This is a genomic window from Ferroplasma acidiphilum (assembly GCF_002078355.1).
Classification (GTDB): Archaea; Thermoplasmatota; Thermoplasmata; order Thermoplasmatales; family Thermoplasmataceae; genus Ferroplasma; species Ferroplasma acidiphilum.
In genome coordinates, this window is record NZ_CP015363.1 from 19,637 (window position 1) to 39,820 (window position 20,184).

At 36.2% G+C, this 20,184-nt stretch carries 25 protein-coding genes; 21 read left to right on the forward strand and 4 right to left on the reverse strand.

Going from position 1 to position 20,184, the window contains the following annotated elements:
• Window positions 1–201: 201 nt before the first annotated feature.
• The 5 genes from fad_RS00120 (at window position 202) to fad_RS00140 (ending at window position 6,480) form a co-directional block, all read left to right on the forward strand.
• Window positions 202–675: a hypothetical protein gene (locus fad_RS00120; protein ID WP_081141244.1), complete on the forward strand. Its 474-nt coding sequence runs from the start codon at window positions 202–204 to the stop codon at window positions 673–675.
• Between the two features lie 111 nt (window positions 676–786).
• Entirely contained in the window at window positions 787–1,695 is a 909-nt protein-coding gene (locus fad_RS00125) for a M48 family metallopeptidase (RefSeq protein ID WP_196795602.1), read from the forward strand.
• On the forward strand, window positions 1,670–2,692 hold the full coding sequence (locus fad_RS00130; RefSeq protein WP_171481848.1) for an RDD family protein: 1,023 nt from the start codon (window positions 1,670–1,672) through the stop codon (window positions 2,690–2,692). Before fad_RS00125 ends, fad_RS00130 begins: the two co-directional genes overlap by 26 nt.
• A gap of 303 nt (window positions 2,693–2,995) precedes the next feature.
• Entirely contained in the window at window positions 2,996–4,951 is a 1,956-nt protein-coding gene (locus fad_RS00135; protein ID WP_081141249.1) for a hydantoinase/oxoprolinase family protein, read from the forward strand.
• Window positions 4,948–6,480 (forward strand): hydantoinase B/oxoprolinase family protein, encoded by a 1,533-nt coding sequence (locus tag fad_RS00140; RefSeq protein WP_081141250.1) that lies wholly within the window; start codon window positions 4,948–4,950, stop codon window positions 6,478–6,480. The genes fad_RS00135 and fad_RS00140 overlap by 4 nt, the downstream gene beginning before the upstream one ends.
• 113 nt (window positions 6,481–6,593) lie before the next feature.
• Here the strand turns inward: fad_RS00140 and fad_RS00145 are convergent, their stop codons facing one another.
• Together fad_RS00145 and fad_RS00150 are read right to left on the reverse strand one after the other, a co-directional pair.
• Window positions 6,594–7,178 carry a hypothetical protein gene (locus tag fad_RS00145; protein WP_148285729.1) on the reverse strand — a complete coding sequence of 195 codons (585 nt, stop codon included), beginning with the start codon at window positions 7,176–7,178 and terminating at the stop codon, window positions 6,594–6,596.
• A 66-nt stretch (window positions 7,179–7,244) separates the two neighbouring features.
• Window positions 7,245–7,772 carry a winged helix-turn-helix domain-containing protein gene (locus fad_RS00150; RefSeq protein ID WP_009887042.1) on the reverse strand — a complete coding sequence of 176 codons (528 nt, stop codon included), beginning with the start codon at window positions 7,770–7,772 and terminating at the stop codon, window positions 7,245–7,247.
• A gap of 174 nt (window positions 7,773–7,946) precedes the next feature.
• On the opposite strand from fad_RS00150, the gene fad_RS00155 reads away from it, so the two are divergent.
• A complete protein-coding gene (locus fad_RS00155) occupies window positions 7,947–8,873 on the forward strand; it encodes an IS5 family transposase (RefSeq protein ID WP_081141252.1) in 927 nt (308 codons plus the stop codon).
• Between the two features lie 195 nt (window positions 8,874–9,068).
• The gene (locus tag fad_RS00160) at window positions 9,069–9,827 is read left to right on the forward strand and encodes an exodeoxyribonuclease III (RefSeq protein WP_009887044.1); all 759 of its coding nucleotides are present in this window, start codon (window positions 9,069–9,071) and stop codon (window positions 9,825–9,827) included.
• 82 nt (window positions 9,828–9,909) lie between these two features.
• Here the strand turns inward: fad_RS00160 and fad_RS00165 are convergent, their stop codons facing one another.
• Complete coding sequence (locus fad_RS00165; protein ID WP_009887045.1) at window positions 9,910–10,518, reverse strand: sulfite oxidase-like oxidoreductase; 609 nt, start codon at window positions 10,516–10,518, stop codon at window positions 9,910–9,912.
• Between the two features lie 115 nt (window positions 10,519–10,633).
• Here fad_RS00165 and fad_RS00170 point away from each other — a divergent pair, with 115 nt between their 5' ends.
• The 14 genes from fad_RS00170 to rsmA all read left to right on the forward strand — a co-directional run bounded on the left by fad_RS00170 (window position 10,634) and on the right by rsmA (window position 19,077).
• On the forward strand, window positions 10,634–11,236 hold the full coding sequence (locus fad_RS00170) for a hypothetical protein (RefSeq protein WP_236940576.1): 603 nt from the start codon (window positions 10,634–10,636) through the stop codon (window positions 11,234–11,236).
• Between the two features lie 37 nt (window positions 11,237–11,273).
• Entirely contained in the window at window positions 11,274–11,516 is a 243-nt protein-coding gene (locus tag fad_RS00175; RefSeq protein ID WP_081141255.1) for a hypothetical protein, read from the forward strand.
• 33 nt (window positions 11,517–11,549) lie between these two features.
• Window positions 11,550–12,662, forward strand: coding sequence for an OFA family MFS transporter (locus tag fad_RS00180; protein ID WP_081141256.1), 1,113 nt, complete (start codon window positions 11,550–11,552; stop codon window positions 12,660–12,662).
• A 29-nt stretch (window positions 12,663–12,691) separates the two neighbouring features.
• Window positions 12,692–13,384, forward strand: a complete 693-nt coding sequence (locus fad_RS00185; RefSeq protein WP_081141258.1) for a ribosome assembly factor SBDS — start codon at window positions 12,692–12,694, stop codon at window positions 13,382–13,384.
• A gap of 107 nt (window positions 13,385–13,491) precedes the next feature.
• Entirely contained in the window at window positions 13,492–14,160 is a 669-nt protein-coding gene (gene rrp4, locus fad_RS00190) for an exosome complex RNA-binding protein Rrp4 (protein ID WP_081141259.1), read from the forward strand.
• Window positions 14,161–14,883 (forward strand): exosome complex exonuclease Rrp41, encoded by a 723-nt coding sequence (gene rrp41 / locus fad_RS00195; protein WP_081141261.1) that lies wholly within the window; start codon window positions 14,161–14,163, stop codon window positions 14,881–14,883.
• Between the two features lie 2 nt (window positions 14,884–14,885).
• The gene (rrp42, locus tag fad_RS00200) at window positions 14,886–15,668 is read left to right on the forward strand and encodes an exosome complex protein Rrp42 (protein WP_009887052.1); all 783 of its coding nucleotides are present in this window, start codon (window positions 14,886–14,888) and stop codon (window positions 15,666–15,668) included.
• A 4-nt stretch (window positions 15,669–15,672) separates the two neighbouring features.
• On the forward strand, window positions 15,673–15,930 hold the full coding sequence (locus tag fad_RS00205; protein WP_009887053.1) for a 50S ribosomal protein L37ae: 258 nt from the start codon (window positions 15,673–15,675) through the stop codon (window positions 15,928–15,930).
• Entirely contained in the window at window positions 15,923–16,054 is a 132-nt protein-coding gene (locus fad_RS00210; RefSeq protein WP_009887054.1) for a DNA-directed RNA polymerase subunit P, read from the forward strand. The genes fad_RS00205 and fad_RS00210 overlap by 8 nt, the downstream gene beginning before the upstream one ends.
• A 7-nt stretch (window positions 16,055–16,061) precedes the next feature.
• Window positions 16,062–17,204, forward strand: a complete 1,143-nt coding sequence (locus tag fad_RS00215; protein ID WP_081141262.1) for a tRNA pseudouridine(54/55) synthase Pus10 — start codon at window positions 16,062–16,064, stop codon at window positions 17,202–17,204.
• A gap of 6 nt (window positions 17,205–17,210) precedes the next feature.
• Window positions 17,211–17,507, forward strand: coding sequence for a 50S ribosomal protein L21e (locus fad_RS00220; RefSeq protein WP_019841567.1), 297 nt, complete (start codon window positions 17,211–17,213; stop codon window positions 17,505–17,507).
• 35 nt (window positions 17,508–17,542) lie between these two features.
• Window positions 17,543–17,812: an Rpb4 family DNA-directed RNA polymerase subunit gene (locus fad_RS00225; RefSeq protein ID WP_335589199.1), complete on the forward strand. Its 270-nt coding sequence runs from the start codon at window positions 17,543–17,545 to the stop codon at window positions 17,810–17,812.
• Window positions 17,813–18,361: a DUF655 domain-containing protein gene (locus tag fad_RS00230; RefSeq protein WP_009887058.1), complete on the forward strand. Its 549-nt coding sequence runs from the start codon at window positions 17,813–17,815 to the stop codon at window positions 18,359–18,361.
• Window positions 18,358–19,077, forward strand: a complete 720-nt coding sequence (gene rsmA, locus fad_RS00235) for a 16S rRNA (adenine(1518)-N(6)/adenine(1519)-N(6))-dimethyltransferase RsmA (RefSeq protein ID WP_081141265.1) — start codon at window positions 18,358–18,360, stop codon at window positions 19,075–19,077. Before fad_RS00230 ends, rsmA begins: the two co-directional genes overlap by 4 nt.
• On the opposite strand, the gene fad_RS00240 is transcribed toward rsmA, so the two are convergent.
• Window positions 19,055–19,900: an SPFH domain-containing protein gene (locus fad_RS00240; RefSeq protein WP_009887060.1), complete on the reverse strand. Its 846-nt coding sequence runs from the start codon at window positions 19,898–19,900 to the stop codon at window positions 19,055–19,057. The genes rsmA and fad_RS00240 overlap by 23 nt on opposite strands.
• Window positions 19,901–20,184 lie beyond the last annotated feature (284 nt).

Genomic DNA, 20,184 nt, shown 5'->3' on the forward strand with positions numbered 1-20,184 from the left:
TTCCCTATATATACCATCTAAAAATACAATAAAAGAATATAAGCCCAGAATGAAGTTAAATAAGAATAAGTTTATTCACGAATTAATTTCTATATATTACTACTATATAGTATAACGAAGAAAGTAAATTATATAGTAAGGCAATCTTGATGTATGTATTTATAGAAATATTTAAATAAATGTTATGTATCTATATATATTATGTTTGAAATAAACATAGTTGAGAGCAGTGTTCTCTACCGTAAAAGAAAGGGGTTATCTTCGAACATGGCAATTGGCTCCATGCAAAAAGATAACAGGGAGCACTACAAGAGAGTTGCAAAAGCTATTGTGATGGTATCACTCTTCTGTATGATATCGGGAGCAGGATACTTAAGTATTGCAGGAGTTCCTATTATTGAAGACGCAAGTCATATGCTTCCCGGGGCGCTAATTAATACTGGCACATCACATGGAAATTTTCTATACTACTACTTCACACATGGCCATTTCCCGACAGCGTCTACTTGGTTTAATTGGCTAACTGTCACTATGGGACTGGAACCCAGCGTAGCCATTCTTGTCGCTGACGCATTAGGGGCTGCTGGATGGATTACAGAAGCGACCGCAGATGCAATTTTAGCAGCAAGTGGATATGTTGGAGCGGCCATTGGCGCTGCAATAGCTGCATATTGATTCCATAGGTGCGATATGGATAATTTTCAAAAACGCATAATAATCGGTACTTTGTATCCGATATCTATATTTTTATTTATACCTTCAATTATTATTTATCACTTTACACTGTTGATATGGTTAATAACTCTTACGGGTTCAGAATTTGTAGCATTTATTCTTGTTTTTTTAGGATACCTTATTGACAGGAAAGATAAAGGTATAACAGCAACATTTGCTGAATATCTAAAATTCAATAGTTATGGTCCACTAATAGTGCTTATATTATTTTTTATGTTTGTTTCTGGATATTATATTATGACTCACACATATATTGATACTTTAATATACATAAATATAGTATTAATTATATTCATACTCCTGGTTCTATTACAGCCAATCTCTAATATAAAATATAATAGAATTCCATCAATAGAAAACAATGAAGACACAAAAATACAGTCAATACTTAAGGTTTTTCGGGATTATAACATAACACCTCACATAAAAATAATAGATACAAACAGCGTTAAAATAGCTAATGGATACCAATCAGATAAATATTATATTTATATTACAAGCTATCTGCTTTCAAACTTATCAGAGTCAGAATTAGAAGCTGTTGTTGCACACGAAATAGGGCATTTAGTTATGAAACATAATTTAAAACATTTTTTGATTAGCTGGTTGGCACTGGTATTTGGCATTAACGCTTTCCTGCTTTCATTCATTGAAAAAAAATTTTATATACTGATTCCTATAGCAATTATTTTCCTTTATATTTTCGCCACATTAATACTTCCACTACTACAGCGCAGCGATGAGGTAAAAGCCGATCTATTTGCCTGTAAAGCTGTAGGGGCAGATACTGTAAAATCAGCTCTCGTAAGTATAGATAACCTTAATAAAACCCCGTTAAAGTTTAGCCCGAAGTATATGTATACCTTTTCTTTAACTCTCAGTCATCCATCTACCACTGTCAGAATAAAGAAAATTAATGAATGGAGTCAAAAGCATGGCGAAGACAAATTCCCAAGTTGAAGTAGCAACTTTCTACCAAAGGATATTTGCATATCTTATAGATTTAACTCTTTTAATTTGCATAACATCATTTATTCTTTATCCTTTACATAAGCAGTTTGAGCTTTTTGATTTAGTGGAAGTTTATTCCTATGGCACTAAAGGAATTACCACATCATATGCTGATAAATTACTGATTTCATCTATGATATTTGTTATTGTTTCGTTTGTATATTTCTTTTTTGAAATATATGGAAATCTCTCATTGGGGAATAGACTTGTCCATGGCAAAATAGTTTTATTGAAAACGGATAATAGCTATATAAGCAAAACACTAATTAGAACGGCTATCAAAGCGTTTCCTATAACAAATATAGTAGACTCCCTGAGTTTGCTAAGAAAAAGAGAAAGACCACAAAAATTTACTGAACAGGCATTACATATATTTTATATTGATAATGCTAAAAAGAAGCATCTATATGATTATATACTTATATCGGCAATATTGTATTACCTTCCATTATTCACCATATCTATCATAACTTTAATGATTGGTAAAACGTATTTTTCAGGTGGTTCTGGCTCCATAGCACCCTATCACAACCCCACATTTAATCAATTAAATAATATATTAATTGGGAATAACACGTCGTATGATCTCCAATTAGAACTTGGCGGGCTTTTCTTATTAATACCTACGATTTTTGTATTATACACCTCCTCACTACTGGAAGGGTCTGTAATGGGTATGGCACTTCTTGGAAATAAATACACTTTTGTGGATAAAGTTCTTCCACAATTTTTTCCGGAGACCTTTGCATATGTTTTAGGAATAGCATTTGCAATGTGTGTGGTTACAATTGTAACAAGTTTTATAGAGAATTATACCAAAGGAATTAGTTATAAAGAGTTTCAAAATATTTTAAAAGCAGAGACATCAATGTTTGTATTTTACTTTGCCACTTCTATGTTTCTCATATTTATTGCTGCTAATATAGAATCTTACGTGTTAGGTTAACGCAAACGCATTAACTATATTCTCTTCAATGAATCCCATTGTGCATATATATGGTAAATCGGGGTCTTCTAATTTTTAAGTTACTATTGGAGTTATATATTCTCTGTATACTACAATTGTTGTACATAAGAAAATGAGATAAAAATTATGGAATTCTGGCAGTGTATATGAATTGCTGTAATTTCAAAAGTCATGCACAACTCTAACCTATATCTACGTAATAAACGATAAAAACCACAAAATATTGCATAAATTTAAAGTTTCCGTGAAAATATTAATAATGTAAAAGCTAATCCCAAGTATATGGTTACAGTATCAATTGATATAGGTGGGACCTTCACTGATATTATTGTAATAGATGAGGAAATACACTATTATAAAGTTCCAACAACGCCTGCCAACCCTGAACAGGCCGTCATGGACGGATTAAGCAAATATCTTAATAAAAATATTGATGAGTTTGTACATGCAACAACAATCGCAACAAACTCATTGCTGGGGCAGTATGGCCTTGAATTGCCAAAAACTGCACTTCTTACCACAAAGGGTTTTAAGGATGTAATAGAGATAGGAAGGCAGAACAGGCCTGAGCTTTATAATCTTGATTTTCACAGGCCCAGATCACTTATACCATCAAAATTGCGCTATGAGTTAGATGAACGTACCGATGTTAATGGGCATATAATTAAAAAGGCTGAAACATCTGATCTTGAATCCATAAAAACATCTATGGCTAAGAATAACGTAAAATCCCTTGCAATATGCTTTTTGCATTCCTATTTAAGGCCTGAAAATGAAATGAATATTAAGAATTATTTATCAAAATACTTTGATAATATTTCCATATCATACGATGTTTCACCCGAACCCAGGGAATATGAAAGGACATCAACTACAGTTGTTAATGCCGTCCTTATGCCTGTGGTTTCGGGCTATCTAAAAAGATTGAAGTCTGTACTGGATAAATTCGGTTCGCCGGAAATCAATATGATGTCCAATGCAGGAGGCCTGGTTTCTGTTGATGAAGTTATTAAAAAGCCAGTCAACATAATAGAATCAGGACCAGCAGCGGGGGTAATTGCCGCCAGTGAATTTGCAAGCATTCTGGGCATTGACCATGTAATAAGTTTTGATATGGGTGGAACGACATCCAAGGCAGGTACAGTTATTAACTATAATGTGGACATCACCGCAGAATACGAGGTTGGCGGTTCTTCACACCACGGGCGTATAGTGAAAGGATCTGGCTATCCTGTGAGATTTCCATTTATAGACCTTTCAGAAGTATCGTCAGGTGGTGGCACAGTTATATGGAAAGATAAAACAGGCGCACTTAATATAGGGCCTATGAGCGCAGGATCGGAACCTGGGCCTGTTGCATATAACAGGGGTGGAAAAGAGCCTACACTTACAGATTCAAACCTTGTTATGGGCATTATAAATGATAAAATGTCAGGTTCTGACAAAATATTAAGGAAAGACTTGGCTTTAAAAGCACTCCAGAAGCTGGGTGATCCATATGAGGTGGCTGAATCAGCCATTAAGCTGGCAAACCTTGAAATGGCAAGGGCAATAAGGCTCGTTACCGTTGAAAGGGGGTTGGACCCAACTGAATTTACATTATTTGGCTTTGGCGGTGCGGGGCCGCAGGTTACCATGCCTGTTGCTGATGAGCTGGGAATCAAAAATGTTATAATACCTCCAGAGCCCGGTGTATTCAGTGCTCTCGGTCTGATGCTTGCAAATATAAAATATGAAGCCAGAATGTCATATCCTGAGGATCTGAAAGCCGGATTCAATGAACTGGAACAGAGGCTCATGTACCAGGTAAAAAACCCGGAATTTATAAAATATGCCGATTGCAGGTACGTTGGCCAGGGATCAGAGCTTACAATACCTGTTGAAATAGTAGACAGGGATGAGATCATCAAATCCTTTACCGATACCCATAACAGGACTTTTGGCTTTACACTGGATCGCCCGGTTGAAATACTTACTATCCGGGTTTTTGCAATAAAGAAAAGGGTAAAACCTGATATACACAGTGTAACAAATAAGGAACTGGCTCCGCAGAAGAGAAATGTATACATAAATGGCAAATGGGAAAACGTTGAGGTTTACCAGCGGAATGCATTGCCAGTAAAGAAGGAGATAAAGGGGCCATCTGTAATTGAAGAAGATGGGTCAAGCACCTTTGTTCCACCGGGATGGACAATATTCCGCGGAGAAAACGATGAATTAAGGGCGGTGAGATTATGACTGATTGGGAAATAGTTGGAAAGGCTACACAGTTTATAGCAGAGGAAATGGGAGTTGCGTTAAAGAGATCGGCCATATCGCCTAACATAAGGGAAAGAATGGACCACAGCTGTGCGGTGCTTGATTCAGAAGGGCGCATAATAGCACAGGCTGAACACATACCTGTACATCTAGGGTCATTTAAAATCGGTTCAAGAAACATTATAAATTATATGAGAGAAAAGAGCATCACATTGAAAGAAAATGAAATGCTCATAACAAATGATCCATATATTTCTGGCACACACCTGAACGATGTTACAATTATAGCTCCAGTATACGATAATGATAAATTATTCTGTTATGTGATTAATAAAGCACATAATGTAGATGTGGGCGGCCCTGTTTTTGGCAGCCTTAACCCGGAGGCACGCAATCTATACCAGGAAGGGCTTATAATACCGCCGGTGGTTATAACACCTGACATTATCAGAATGATACTTGCTAATTTTAAGGATCCGGAAACAGCCAATGGAGACCTTAATGCCCAGATATCCGCCAACAGGATGGGGATAAATAGAATAAAGGAGTTAATGGCCAAATACGGGCCAGATGAGATAAAATCATCATGGAACTCACTTATAGACCATTCCAGGGAACTCTCATTAATGGCACTCAAGGAATGGGAAGCAGGTGAATATAAGGCAATAGATTATCTTGAAAAGGGAATTGAGAAAATAAATATAAATATAAATCTAAAAATAAGTGCAGGTGGCGTGGTAGCTGATTTTGAAGGCACGCATGGGGAAATTGAGTATCCACTGAATGCAGTAGAAGGTGTAACTTTCTCTGCTGTAGCATATGCAATAAGAAGTGCAATGCAATATTCTATACCCACAAATGATGGCTTTTATTCCGTGATTACTATTAAGGCGCCGGAACGTTCCCTGGTAAATCCTGAAAGAAATTACCCTGTCTCAGGAGGAAATGTTGAAACAACCCAGAGAATAGCCGATGTTACGTTAAGGGCATTAAGCGAGTTTCTATATTATATCCCGGCTGCTTCATCAGGGACAATGATGAATCTTATGCTGGGCGGGAAATATGGAAACAAATACTGGTCTTACTATGAAACAATAGGCGGTGGCAATGGTGGGAGGTACGATTCCAATGGAGAATCCGGGATACATAGCAATATGACAAATACTTTGAACACTCCAGTTGAAATAGCTGAAAAGGAATATCCATTCTTTTTTACAAAAAATAACCTGAGAAAGAATAGTTATGGCAAAGGAAAGTATCACGGCGGAGAAGGTATTGTAAGGTCATTCAAGGTACGCAGCAGAACCTATATATCGGTTATTGCAGACAGGTTTATAATACCACCATGGGGGCTTCATGGAGGTTTCCCTGGAAAAACCGGAAAAATTTATATACTCAGCAATGGTCGCAAGAAGTCCATGCCGAGTAAATTTTCCACCGTACTTGAGGAAAACGATGAAGTAGTAATTGAAACCCCGGGTGGAGCAGCATACGGGGAGAAACAATAACTTCCTTATATTCCACGTTCTGCTAAAATTTATCTATATTTCCACTATTTAATATTATTATAAGTATATCTGTTGTAGATACACCTGATGATAGGCAAAACAAATCAGTATATCTATTTAAAATTCATATTTATATTTTTTATTATGGTATTTATATTATGAACCCTGATGGACGAAATGGTGGTGAATACTATTACTGATAAAATAAAAACAGCCAGGAAGGAATATAGCATGCCAAAAATAAACTGGCCATGTATTTCCATATATCTGCTAAATCTGTAAAAATAGTATATCTGGTATAAACTGATTATTACAATACCATACCAGACAAAAAAATATTTGACCCACTGGAAATTTTCTATGACAGCAACAAATTTTTTTGTTAGATCATCCTTTTTGCCAAGGAATTTGTAGATGCTTGTTATTGCATTTTCGGCGTCCGGAATAATATTTTCAAATAAAGAATCCACCGAGTCCAATTTTCCATCATTAAGATTTTCTATTATCAAGTCCATGTTATTGAGTAATTTATCATTGTAAATGAAAACTATAAATGACTTTATAAATTCCATATCTAAAATATTTTCAACATTCTTAATTCTGTTATCCATGGCATTTAATAGATGCTTTATGTACATGGTTAGTAAAATATACGAAACTCCAAAAACCAGGATCAATGTAATATCTAATACATACACAATAAATTAGATATGCCGATTACTTATGCACTATGTAAAATTAATATGTACCACTGATATTTTTAATTACATGTTTCTTATGCTCTCCAGTTTGTGCATATATTCTATGCCATAACTGGTTATTTTATACCTAATTGTTTTGTCCTGTTCAGTCGCCTCAATAATTTTTTTCTCAATCATTGAGTCTATCAAATCAATGCAATATTTGTAGTTCAAATTACATCTGTATACAATATTTGTAATATTTAGGTCTGTCTCCCTAATTGTTTCAAGTATGTTTAATATAATTTCATCTTTATTCCTTCTCCTATTTTTGTCTACACTGTTCTCCATCAGCCAATTCTTATGGACCTTAATGCTTATTTCTAAATCTCCGTTTAAGAGTTTAATAGTTTTCATGAGGCTAATAGAATATGTGTTGCAATAATATTTTATCTTTTGATCAATAATTCCAGAATAAAGTGCTATTTTCTTAACAGTATTATTTTTATAAAAATTATTCACTTCCGATAAAATTTTCAGTTTATTATTTGTGTTGCCTGATAGATTAATCAGGACCAATTTTATATCTCCATCAAATACAAATACAGACATACCCTCTGAAATCTTCTCCAGCGTAAAAATGAAATTCCCACTATTGTTATTTATAAAAATATCTCCCAGTGTTAGTGTGTTGCATAATTCATTTCAATTTAATAATTATTCCATAATAAATTTAAAACTTAAAAGGAAAACCCCCTATATAGTGAAATATAGGGGTGATTTGCTTTGACTCCACAAATCAATAATAAAATAAATAGAAGTATAAAAAGGTACTGGATTGGATCAAACAGGAGATGGGAAAAGTATAATGAATCACTTGCAGATAGAATAGAATACCTTGCAGATCTATCATTCATAAGGGATTATGATTCTCTATTGGAGGAAAATAATAATGGTAAAATAGGACATCCATACAAAGTACCCGATGCATTGATAATGTATTTAGCTAGATTAAGATCTATATTCAATGTTCCATTCAGGTCACTTGAAGGCATGTTAAGGTCCTTAGCAATTATAGCTAATATAAAATCAATATCATATAGTGAAATATTCAGGAGGATAAGGAGAATTAAGCCAGATCTGAATAGCAATATTAACAGTAAGCTGGATTGCATTATAGATTCTACTGGCTCTAAGATAACAATAAGGGGAGACTATTTAAGGCATAAATGGCATAGGAAAAGGAATGGATGGCTCAAATTACATGTAATAATATCATTAAAAGATGTTACTGTATTATCATTCACAATTACAGATGAGCATACACATGATTCTAAAGCTGCTAGAAAACTATTGAGTAAAATGAAAAATAATATTCTAAGAATATTTGGAGATAGGGGATATGATTCAAAGTATATTTACAATATGTTCGGATATAATGCAATAATACCTCCCAGGAAAAATGCTTCTACCAAATCCAGAGGTTCATCCACAAGGGCCAGGATTGTAAGATATATTAAAAAGAATTCTATGGAACAGTTGAAAGAGAACAATAGCTATGGCAAAAGGTGGATTGTAGAAATATATTTTTCAGGATTAAAAAGAGTAATGACAGAGATAATTAAAGCTAAGAAAATAGAGTATATTATACAGGAATTAGCTCTTAAGGTAGTCAATTACAATATTATGAGGGGGATGACACATGCCTATTAATTATGCAACACACTACATTTTATGAATAACATTTATGTTTCATTTATTTCTCGAACTTACTGTGTAACCAGTAGCTTTATTTATCCATATTTCCATAGCATATTACAGATCTTGCAATTTATCCGGATAGGAAAGTTTTGTAATTTTGATAAATTCCACACCCTGCTTTATATATAACATAATTATTACAATAATATGAAAATACTGTCGTGGAATGTAAACGGAATCAGGGCTGCGGTTAAGAATGGAATAATAAAAACTCTTGAAAATGAAAATCCTGATATAATACTTCTGCAGGAAGCGAAAGCCGATAAAATGGACATACCTGAAGAATTGCACCATACTGGATATAAAATATATGTAAATCCGGCAGATAAAAAAGGATACAGTGGCACAATGGCCATGGCAAAACAGGAACCATTAAGTTACACCACAGGAACAGGTGAAAATAATAAAGATGTGGAAGGAAGAATACAAACACTGGAATACGATAATTTTTATTTAATCAATTCATATTTCCCGAACTCACAGCACGGGCTCACCAGGCTTGACTACAAAATTCAGTTTAACAGGGAGATACTGGAATATATGGATAAGCTGAAAGCTAAAAAACCTGTAATCATTACAGGCGATTTCAACGTTGCACATGAAGAAATAGATATAGCAAGGCCAAAGGGGAACGAAAAAAATGCTGGATTTACTATTGAGGAACGGGATTCTATGACTGAAATTTTATCACACGGCTATGTAGACACATACCGTTATTTCCACAAGGAACCCGGGCACTATTCATGGTGGTCATACAGGTTCAATGCCCGTGAAAAGAATATTGGCTGGCGCATAGATTATTTTCTTGTAAGTGATAATTTTATTGGGAAAGTTGAGGATTCATTGATTCTGGAGAATGTTACAGGTTCAGACCACGCACCACTTGAACTTATATTAAAACAGTGATTGGACAATTCTCTTTTTCCATTATATATTAAAGTATTATTTTGAAAATTTTTGGAAGTGGCCTGGTTTTTACTAAATCTTTCTATTTATCTATTTCAGAATGCCTTTTTATTTTCTTCCATCCGAAACCTTTGAACCGTTCCTCATCTTCCACTTTGCCTCTTTCGTGGTATCCATATGCTTCCCAGTACCCATCCTCATATTTCTCCATTAATTTAATTTCGGTGACCCATTTTGCACTTTTCCACCCATAAAGGGATGGCATAAATGGCCTTGCAGGAAATCCATGCTTAACTCCAAGGGGCTTGTCATCTATTCTAAGTGCCAGTATGCTCTTTTCATCCACTGCATCATCAAATGGAATAGGTGTATCATAACCATCTGCACAGACAAACATTACCCATTCGGCCTCAGGTAAAGGTTCAGATTTCATTATAAGATCCTTCAATGACGGCCCGCTAAATTTTGCATCTTTAATTGACCATTTTGTGACACAGTTGAAGTCTGAAATATATTCAATTCCATCCATTTTATTTAATTCCTGATATGTATATTCTGCAGGTTTTTTTACAAGCCCGGTAACCTTTAAAGACCATTTATTTTCATCTATTGCAGGACCTCCCAGTGCATCATATATAATCCAGCTGTTAACATAATACTGGCCGGGGTTTTTAATCTCAATTTTTTCCATTGGTCAATCATATTTATTTACTATTTAACAATTTTTTAAGCTATTTTTAAAATATATTGTATTATCCAATCTGATCATGGCTATAAATTATTATATTATGGAATTATCACATTTCATGCTCATGATTTATATTTTGCTTCCAGTGGCTATTGTTGGCCTAACTATCCTTATTGCCGGGCTACACATGGTAGCACCAGACCACTGGACACCCATACTATCATATTCCCTCCAGAAGAAATTCAGAACAGGAAAGATTGGCACAATGTCATTCAGCTTAGGCCTTATTCATGGAATCTTTTCATCTATTTTATCATTTGGAATAGCCATACTTGGGATGTACTTTTTGCCAGAGTTCTACTTAAAAATATTTGCTGTGGCGCTGCTTGTCTTTGTTGCTCTGTATATAATCCTGAACGCAATGCATGAGAAGAAGTCAGAGGATTCCAGGGGCGGTGAAATAGAGAAATCCATATTGCTGGTAAGCATAATACCTGACCCTGCTATAGTCCCGATCATATTGATTGCTGTAGTTTATGGCATCCACTTTGTATATATAACGCTGATAATATTTGTTCTGGCTTCTGCCCTGGCACTTCTTCTGGTGACATTGCTTCTGAGCAAAATACTGATGAAAAAACTTGCTACCTTCACACCACAGAAAATAGATTATCTTGTTGCAATTATACTGTTATTAACAACTCTATTTGTATTATTTTAATTCATAAATAACATTTACTATTATAATATCAGGTATTATGTTGTTAAGCCTTTTGACAATTTATGGTTCAGTAGTACTGACCATGATGATGATTTTTTATCTGCTGGAATCACGTTCTCCCCTGTATTCGCTTTTCTTCGGCATTACCTGTTTTGGCTCAGCTATTTATGGAATTCTAGCAGGCGTGTATCCATTTGGTGCTATAGAATCGGTATGGGGGATATTTTCCATTAACAGATATGTAAAAAGAGTAGGCAAAGCTAAAAACAGTGAACAATAATAATATTTATATTATTCCGATAAATTTTAAAAAATGAAAAAGGGCTACATTATAATAGGCATTGTGATAATGTCCTTTAATTCCCTGTATCAATATTCATGGGATGTTTTCGAACCCCTGCTTAAAACCGGCCTGAACGTTACCCTGGTCCAGGTTGAAGTTGCCTTTACACTCTTTGCCATATTCTCTACAGGTTTCCAGGGTATTGGCGGCTATTTTGCCGATAAAAATGGACCTAGAAACATTGGCATATTATCTGCCATTCTGTCATCCATTGGCTTTTTAGGAACATCATTTATACATAACCTGTATTTATTCTATATACTGTGGTCCCTCGGAAGCATAGGGGAAGGCATACTCTATGGCATATCCACCAATTTAGCGGTTAAGTGGTTCAAAGGCAGGAGGGGCTTTGCAGTAGGGCTTGTCTCCCTTGGTTTTGGCCTCGGTGCAGCAGTTGCAAATATATTCATAGCAAAGGCCGTTTCATTCAGGACACCAATGCTGATAATTGGTGTTGCTGAAATAATCATCCTGCCAGCCCTGCTTATGAAGGCCAGATACCCGGAAACCGCCACGCTGACAGGTGAAAAGACATCAAAAAACCTTAAAAATACAAGATTCTGGATACTTTATATCTCATTTATCCTTGGTGCTGTCCCATTAATAGTGATTTCAGCTTCATTTGGATATCTGGGCGAAGCATTGCCCCTTGTAGAATTCACCATTCTTGTATCACTGTTCCCGTTGCTCAGCGGTGTAAGCAGGCCCATACTGGGTTATGTATCTGACATCATAGGGAGGGTAAAGGTTGTGATGCTGATAGATTCATTCCTGATACTGGGTTCAATATTCCTGATTCTCAGGTTATATGTTTTCGCCATAATCTTTATCGGATTCTTTGGAGGAGCCATGATTTCAATGTACTTTTCACTTGTTGGTGATATTTTTGGCACCAGGTTTTCAACTGCAAACAATGGTGTATTCTATACGGGAAAAGCAATATCCGGGTTCATGGGAAGTACAATTTTTGCAGCACTATTCCTATTCGACCATGAAATATCCTTCATATTTGTCCTCATATCCAGCATAGCTGCAATAATGTTCCTTCTTGCATCGGTACCGAAGAAAAAGCCAAATGTATAATTTTTTATTTAAATAAATGATTATCAACAATGGTAAATACAGACGAGGCGGTTATAGCAAGATTCGAATATGACAGTTATAAATTTGAAATCCTTGTTGACCCTGATGCAGCTTCCCGTATACGGGCGGGAAAAATAGATATTGAAAACGATCTGGCACTTCCTGAAATATTTAAGGATGCCAAAAAAGGGGAAAGGACAAACGAGGAAATACTTAAACGGGTTTTTAAAACTACAGATATAGGGCAGATAGCTATAGAGATAGTAAAAAGAGGGCAGATACAGCTTACCACAGAACAGAGAAAAGAAATGCTGGAACTCAAAAGGAAACAGGTTATTAACGAAATAGTTCGGGAAGCTATAAATCCCCAGACAAATACGCCTATTCCCGTGACCAGGATTGAGGCGGCCATGGAAGAAGCAAAGGTAAGGATCGATCCTTTTAAAAGCGTGGACGAACAGGTACAGGCAGTGCTCAAGGCAATAAGGCCATTGATACCCATAAGGATGGAAAAGGCAAGGATGGCTATCAGGCTGACCGGAGATGCCTACGGGCGCCTTTACGGTGATATTTCGAGAATGGGTACAATACTTAAGGAAGAGTGGTCCAATGCCGGTGATTATATATGTGTCATAGAAATTCCAGCTGGCATGCAGGGGGACCTCATAGACCTTATCAATAGAAAAACCAGCGGGGATGCAGATGTTAAATTATTGAAATGATTTTTAAAAGTTGGCATTATTAAAATTATTTATATAATATTTTAAAATTAATCACAAAGATAAATATATTACGAAGGTATATTTCATAAAGTAAAAGGTGTATTCAATTGGAAACAAAAAAAATAGTTTATCCGGGGGACAAAATAGAAATAGCTGAATTGAAACCCCGAAATGGCATGTATGAATATAATTCGGAATTCTTCTCTGAATACTTTGGAGTAATTCAGGAAAGCGAGAAATTTATTGACGTTGCTCCATTTAACAGTCCATATTTGCCAAGGGCAAACGACAAGATAATAGGGAAAATAATGGATATAGGGCCCACTATGTGGACAGTTGATATTAACTCGCCATATTATTCCCTACTGCATATGAATGATACCCCATGGCATGTTTCATCCGGGGACCTCGAGCGTTATCTGAACGTGGGCGATTATATATATGCCAGAATATCGGTATCCAATGAAATTAAGGAAAGCTGGATTTCGTTAAGGGATAATGGAATGAGAAAACTTGAGTCTGGCAGGATAATATCGGTAAAACCTCCGAAGGTTCCACGTGTTATCGGGAGAGGAGGAAATATGATAAATATCATTAAAAACTATACCGATACAAAAATAATTGTAGGCCAGAACGGATTTATATGGCTGGATGGCAATGTAGAAAATGTGAAAAAGGCCATAGATGCAATAAGGCTTGTGGAAAAAGAAGCACATACAATAGGATTAACAGACCGGATGGAAGAATACCTCAAGAATATGAAAGGTGAAAATTGAATGGAAGGAAATATAAAATTGATGAGAGAAGATGGGCTCAGGCTTGATGGGAGATCATTGAATGAAATGCGTCCCATAAAGATCCAGACAGGAGTTGTGGACCGTGCAGATGGTTCAGCGTTTATAGAATGGGGTGCCAATAAAATCATTGTTGCCGTATATGTAAGGGAAGCCTATCCAAAACATGCCCAGAATATTGACAGGGCTATAGTCAAGGCAAGGTATAATATGTCAGGATATTCCGTAGAGGAAAGAAAACGCCCTGGCCCGGACAGAAGGACAATGGAAATATCAAAGGTTGTTTCGGAAGCATTATCTTCTGCAATTGTCCTTGAAAAACTCCCAAGGGCTGAAATTGATGTGTTTATCCAGGTTCTGGAAGCGGATGCAGGCACAAGAATAGCCAGCCTTACAGCTTCATCAGTGGCTGTTGCAGATGCCGGGGTTCCCATGAGAGACCTCGTTGTAGGCTGTACAGCAGGAAAGGCAGATGGGAAGATTGTACTTGACCTCTCAAAGGATGAGGACAATTTCGGCCAGGCAGATATACCGATGGCTATTTTGCCCAGAACTGGAAAAGTAGTATTATTACAGCTTGACGGGGATGTTACAGAGGAAGAGTTTAATGAAGCTACATCGATGATGATGGATGCAATGCCAAGAATTTCGGAATTGCAGAGAAACGCTTTGATGAGCAAATACAGTATAGAGGATGGTGAATAAAAATGCCTATGGATTCAAGTGCAGTATTATCTGAAATTAGAAAAGGATTTATCCTGGAAAGCATAAAAACAGGGAAACGCCTGGATGGAAGGGGGCTTCAGGATTACCGTGAAATCAAAATCACGGAAAATTTTGTCCCCAAGGCAGCAGGTTCTGCCATGGTTGAAATTGGAAAAACAAAGGTTGTAGCCGGCATAAAAGTAGAAGAAGGAGACCCGTTTGAGGATTCTCCTGATAGCGGTGTGATGGCACTGAACATAGAATTGCTGCCAATGGCATTTCCAACCTTTGAATCAGGCCCACCCAGTGAGCAGGCTATAGAGTACTCCCGTGTGGTTGACCGTGGAATAAGGGAAAGCAAAATGGTTGATACATCAAAGCTTGTAATAGAATCCGGAAAAAGAGTCTGGATGATATTTGTGGATATCGATGTCCTGAACTATGATGGGAATATAATAGATGCTGCAACACTCGCTGCTGTGACAGCTTTGAAAAACACTGTTGTCCCGGCATCGAAAATCGGGCAGAAAGATTATAGCCTTCCTATCAACGCAACTCCTGTATCAATTACAATGGTTAAGATAGGAGATGAAATAGTATGTGATCCAGACCTCGAGGAGGAGCAGGTTTCCAATGGAAGGATAACGGTAACAATAGCCGAAGACCATAATATCCATGCTATGCAGAAAGGTGATATAGGAGAATTTTCGCTTGATGAAATAAGAAAAGCTATAAAAACATCAAGTGATATAGGTAATAGATTAAGAGAATCATATTTGAGGTAATTATATGACAAAACACACAGTAAAAGTAGGGGCTTCAGGACGTTTTGGGCCAAGGTATGGTGTTACCGTAAGGAAAGCATGGAATAAAATATATAAACAGAAAATCAGTTTCTACACATGCCCTTCCTGCAAACAGAAAAAGGTAAAGAGAGTGGCAAATGGAATATGGGAGTGCAGGCACTGCAGCTATAAGTTCGCAGGCGGTTCATATACTCCGGAATACAGCAGTGAAATTGTTAAGGAGATAAACAACCATGTATAAATGTATCAGATGTGGAAGGCAGCTTGAAAAAACTTTCGGAACCACAGATATAGAATGTGAATGTGGTTCCAGGGTATTTATAAAAGAAAGGCCTAGCGTCGAAAAAATAGTGAAAGCAAGATAATTTTTTTATGGACGATTTTATAAATTTATTTTCACACAACCTGTGCATCAGATGTACAGGGCGTATTTTTGCAAATATTGATACCGGAATGACGGATTATCAGAGAGGCACTATGCTTGCATTTGCCTATAAATCATTTTATGGAACATATAATGCCCCGGATACCTGCTGGCTCTGCAATGGAATTTTTAATGAATTTGATAAATACTTTAACATGGTAAAAGATGCTATAGGAACAAAGGAATACACAACTTTCTTAATCGGGTCAAAATTTGATCCCGCAACGTTGCTGGAAGAAGAAAAAATACAGAATAAATACGGCAATAATGGAGAGAGCATTAAAAAAGAATTTAACAGGGAATTTGGAAAATATTTTTCCAGCATTTCCGGAAAAGAATTCTCAAAGGATGCCGATATAGTTATTGAGATAAATACAATTTATGATAATGTAAATTTAATCATAAGGCCACTTTATATTTACGGTACATATAAAAAGGAACGCAGGGATATACCGCAGACAAGATGGATTAATGGCAGCGGTGATTCCATTGAATCGCTTATAGGCGAAAAGCTATTGAAATTCACCGGTGGAAAGAATTACAAATTGCACGGCTCCGGAAGGGAAGATGTTGATGTGATGATGCTTGGCAATGGAAGGGAGTTTATCATGGAGGTAGACGAACCTGAAGTCAGAAACTTTCCTGTAAAAGAATTCATGGAAGAAGTCAATAACTCCGGAAACGGCATATCAATTTCAAATCTCGAATTTACGGGCAAGAAAAGGGTAAAGGAGATAAAGGAAGCCACATACGATAAAATATACCGGGCAGTGGTTGAATGCAATACGCCCATAAACGAAAATACATTGCTTATGGCTGTTAATACGTTCAGGAATTTTACAATATCACAGAGGACACCTACGAGAGTTATAGGAAATAGATCTGACCTTATTAGAAAAAAAGAAATAAAATATATAAATATAGAAGATATACATGATAAGGAAGCAGTAGTTAAAATTAGGTCTCAATCCGGCACATATATAAAGGAGCTGATTAATGGGGACGGAGGAAGAACCACACCCAGTCTCTCTTCTGTCTATGGATATGAATTAAAGGTAAAATGCCTGGATGTATTGAAAATAGAGAGGTGAATAAACATGACACGAATGTCTAATGGAACCAGATCAGGTTCAAGAAGTAAGTTAACGAAGAAGATAAAGCAAAGAGGAATGCCAAAGGTTAATAGCCTTTTAAAGAAATTTGAAATAGGCGAGACGGTTGCTGTTGTAATAGAACCGGCTATACAGAAAGGGATGCCATTTCACAACTTTCAGGGAAGAACAGGAAAAATAACAGGGATGCAGGGTAGTTGCTATATCCTGAAAATAAAAATTGGAAATACAGAAAGAAAAATAATATCAGCACCTGTTCATCTCAAGAGGTTGCCCCAATGAAAATAACCTATAAAACAAATAACGAAGTTTTTAATATGCTCAGTAACGTTGAAGAACGTACTCCGAGCGAAAACGATACACTGGCATACGTTGAAAAATTTTTAAAATACGACAAAGATGCTGATTTAAAGCAGCTTTATAATGATATAAGCAAGGTACACAAGCTTCCACGGGAAGCAATAGTAAAAATTATAGACATTAAACCTTCTTCCACTGAAGAGCTAATGGCAATATTAAACTCATATAATGTTGCTGCTGATAACAAAGTTTTAGATAGTATATTGGATATACTTCGGGTTTTATAAATGGAAGAGTACGCTTATATCATAGATTTTCTACCCCAGGGCAGGGCAGACGATAAAAATTTCCGCAAATCGCCCCTTATACTTGCAATAGGTGAAAGTGAATTCAAATTACTGGAGATTATTCCGAAGGTGGACGCCGTAGTTACTGTAGGCGATAAGATTTATATTGGAAAATCACCTGAAAAGAGAGATAAAATAATTTCAATCAAGAGGCGGATAACCTATAAAGATCTAACCAGTGCAGCTATAAGTGAGCTTCCATACACAATAGAGAATATAATAGACGACAATCCACAGAGATTCGTTGATTTTTTCAATAACGCAGAAGCAATTAACACCAGGATGCATACACTTGAACTTTTGCCGGGACTTGGAAATAAGAGTATGTGGTCTGTTCTTGACGAAAGAAAAAAGGGGCCTTTCAAATCATTTGAAGATATAAGTGAAAGGGTAAAAAGCGTACATAATCCAAAGAAAATGGTTGTGAACAGAATAATGGATGAACTGCAGAACAGATATGAAAAATATAAGCTGTTTGTTGCAAAATGACTGTTAACTTTTCAAAAAAATACGGGCAGGTATTTTTAAATGATAAAAATATTGCCGCAAAAGAGGTCCGGCTCCTTGGAATTGAACCCGGAGACCATGTTCTTGAAATAGGCCCGGGTCATGGAATACTTACCGGAATACTGCTCTCTGAACCGGTAAAGCTAACTGCCATAGAACCAGACCATAGATTTTATGAGAGTTTAAAAATAAGTTATCACGATCATATAGCATCAGGAAAATTTAATATTATTAAAGAAAGTTTTCTGGATACGGAACCATCCTATTTTGACCATATTATAGGCAATATCCCGTACAATATTTCTTCACCCATCCTGTTTAAAATTCTGGATTTTAACTTTAAATCTTCCATACTCATGGTCCAGAAGGAATTTGCCCGGAGGCTGGTAGCAAAGCCGGGCACAAAGGAATACTCCAGAATAACCATCAATACCTCCGTGAGATCAACAATTAAAATTCTTTTTAATGTCACAAGGAAGGTATTTTCTCCAGTTCCAGATGTAGATTCTGCAGTAATTTCTATCATAAAAAAAGATGTTGACATAGATCTGGCAAATTTTGATAAATTCATAGCAAAAATATTTTCCATGAGAAGAAAAAAATTATCAACAATATTAAATTATAATGGGCCATTAAGTGAAAAAAGGCCGGAAGAACTGGACTTAAGCCAGTTGCTTACTCTTTACTCCCGGAATTAGTGCTGTTACCAACATTGCCGGTACTTTTGCTCAATATATTGTTTAACGCAGTTGCTGTGAAGAACTGTGAAGTATCGCCTACTGTTGGTACATTCTGTGGTATCATTATAAGTGAACCTTTTCCTTCAAGCCCTATCTGATAAACTATATCCATCCATCTTAACTGGAAAGCAGTAGGGTTGTTTGCATACTGTTTTGCAGCATCCACCATCTTTCCTGCCGCTTCAACTTCTGCGAGGGCAAGTGTAACCCTGGACCTTCTCTCCCTCTCTGCAGCTGCCTGCCTTGACATTGCATCCTGCAATGTTTGTGGAACAAGCACATCCCTGATTTCAACGGATGATACCTTTACTCCCCAGTGTTCTGTTTTCTCATCAATTATCTGCCTTGCTGATTCACCTATCTTTTCCCTTTCTGACAGTATTTCATCAAATGATGATTTTCCAAGAACTTCCCTTAAGGTTGTCTGTGCTGCGAGCTGTGTTGCAGCCGCATAATTTTCAACATTTAACACTGCTTTGTCCGGGTCAATGATCTGAAAATACATAACTGCATCGACATTTACTGGAACATTATCCTGTGTAAATGTAGATTCTGTTTTAAAAGCCACGGCCTGTATCCTCGTGGAAAGCACTACAGTAATTTTACTTATAATAGGCGTCACATAAACAAGCCCCGGCCCTTTCAATCCTGTATATCTTCCCAGTGTTAAAACCGGGGCCCTCTGCCATTCTTTCAATATATGAATTCCCGATAGTATAATTGCTACAATTATAATCAGTACAAGAATTAAAATAACTTCTCCAACATCAATAGCTACCATGATATAACAATGATATATTATATATAAACATTTTTAAATGTCATGATCGCCAATTTCCCTTAAATATATTGGGATATTACAGAAATTCGGTTTAAATGATTTTATATAAAATTAGCAAACTTCAAATTTTTGCCGTTAAATTTACCTTTTCCAGTAGAGAGAAATCAGCAAACCAACAGAACTTTTAAAATATGAAGAATTACACAGGTAATAATTTATGTGGTATTACACCGATTGCCGAAATATTAAACGTGAATTTTTATATATAGTATAATACTATACAA